We start from the raw sequence: 1,923 nt of genomic DNA on the forward strand, positions 1-1,923 counted from the left end.
GCCCTTTTACTGTAGCATTTAATTGTTGACAGCAGTATGTCAACAATTAATAATAAAAATATTTTTTAATAAAAAAACAACTGATAACAGTTGTTCAATGGAGCGGGTAGTGGGAATCGAACCCACCTTGCTAGCTTGGAAGGCTAGAGTATTACCGATATACGATACCCGCATATATTTATTTTTATTTAGTGGAGCGGGTAGTGGGAATCGAACCCACCTTGCCAGCTTGGAAGGCTGGAGTATTACCGATATACGATACCCGCATATTATATTTTAAATGGTGCGTTTTAAGGGATTCGAACCCCTGGCCCACGCCTTAGAAGGGCGTTGCTCTATCCAGCTGAGCTAAAAACGCATATTATATTTTATCTCTTCGATGAAAATTATTTTATCTCATAATTCCTTATCTGTCAACACTTTTTTATATATGTTCCAATAATAAAACTACATAATAATTAAAATAAGCATAGAAGGTTGTATAACTTAGTCTTCTATACTTATTTTAATTTAACTTTAACAACCATCCTATTATAAATTGCTTAATTTATTTGCACTATCTTTTTTCTGCTGAATTAGATGACATAATATCTTCATCAATCAAATTCTTAATCCTATCGGGTAATAACGCTATTTCATTCTCATCTCCATAATGAATTTTATTATATTTTCCTTTAACATCTGTTTTTGATAAAATTAATGTTATTCCAACTACTTTAGTAGAATCCTTATCCTTAGTAGCATCTTCTTTTACTCTAAAAGTTTTAGGGATATAATAGTCTAATTCAATTTCATTTCCTTGTTCATCTTTTCTTGTATCTTTCATTAATCCTAATGTCATTTTCTTATCTGAAAAGCTAAATGCATATGTATATGTTTTTGTCTTCATATCTTTTATTATGAATATTTTTGAATTAGCAAAAATATCTATGTTTGATAATTCTCTTGATTTATCTAATGCTGTTTTTAATGGATTTCTTGGACTAAAAAACATTTGATTTCTTTTTAAAGTTCCATCTTTAGTTTTTTCATAGAATTTCTGTGACTTTAATTTTCTTGAATCTACTCCAGTTAAATGCATAAAATTTTCTGTTTTATAAATCACTATCAAATATATATAAGAATTTTCTTCCTACTAATTCATCCTTATACTTCTGAACCGCAGAAATAACATTTTGCCTTACTAATTCTACTTTTTGTTCTAACCCCATAAAAATTTCTTCTCCTAAAAAAGAAGTAGCAATAACTTGCTACTTCTATACTAACTATTTATAAAGTGTTTTCTCCTGGCCGTCAGGTGTGATGCCCATCTTGACATCAAATAGTTGCGGTCCTCATACCAGCCGCATTGGTCAAGCATCCTCTCTGCTTTGGAGAGCGGTATCCATCTTGATACCAAAATTGTTATGGAATTTTATCCCGTTCCATATCCGGCACGGCTTTAACGTGTCTTCACACGAGAGACATTACTATCTCTATAATTATTATATTCTAACTCAATAAATTGTTCAATATTTTTTTATAATTTATTTTTAATACACATATACGTAATGTGCTCTGCTTTTATATTAAAAACTTAATAAGTTAACCTCATTTTTTTATTATAAACAAACCTACCATTATCTAATCCCGCACTACTGCTAGCTTTAACTAGACTAGGTTAAAAAGGTTAGCATTTTTTCTTTATCTTCTGCTGTCCCTTCACTCTTCTGCTCCTACAACCTAATATCATTCTAATGGTTGTAGTAATGGTTGTAGTAAAACAAAAATACCAACAGTCATATCTCTATAACTATTGGTATTTCTAGCTCTTGGTACACCCAGTGGGATTCGAACCCACGACTTCTGGATTCGAAGTCCAACGCTCTATCCAACTGAGCTATAGGTGCAGATATATTTAAATATAAAAAAAACAACTGATAA

At 31.0% G+C, this 1,923-nt stretch carries 1 protein-coding gene and 4 tRNA genes; all 5 read right to left on the minus strand.

The genetic code is table 11. The features are described 5' to 3' along the window. Nucleotides 1-98 precede the first annotated feature (98 nt). The 5 genes from Q0F58_RS19315 to Q0F58_RS19335 all read right to left on the minus strand — a co-directional run bounded on the left by Q0F58_RS19315 (nucleotide 99) and on the right by Q0F58_RS19335 (nucleotide 1,889). A tRNA-Gly gene (locus tag Q0F58_RS19315) sits at nucleotides 99-172 on the minus strand. A 20-nt stretch (nucleotides 173-192) separates the two neighbouring features. Continuing rightward, a tRNA-Gly gene (locus Q0F58_RS19320) sits at nucleotides 193-266 on the minus strand. Between the two features lie 15 nt (nucleotides 267-281). After that, a tRNA-Arg gene (locus Q0F58_RS19325) sits at nucleotides 282-358 on the minus strand. Between the two features lie 198 nt (nucleotides 359-556). Next, nucleotides 557-1,081: a PBECR4 domain-containing protein gene (locus Q0F58_RS19330; RefSeq protein WP_294379702.1), complete on the minus strand. Its 525-nt coding sequence runs from the start codon at nucleotides 1,079-1,081 to the stop codon at nucleotides 557-559. 731 nt (nucleotides 1,082-1,812) lie between these two features. Further along, nucleotides 1,813-1,889, minus strand: a tRNA-Arg gene (locus Q0F58_RS19335). Nucleotides 1,890-1,923: the final 34 nt, after the last annotated feature.

The sequence above is a fragment of the uncultured Clostridium sp. genome, from assembly GCF_934754915.1.
Lineage (GTDB): Bacteria > Bacillota > Clostridia > Clostridiales > Clostridiaceae > Clostridium.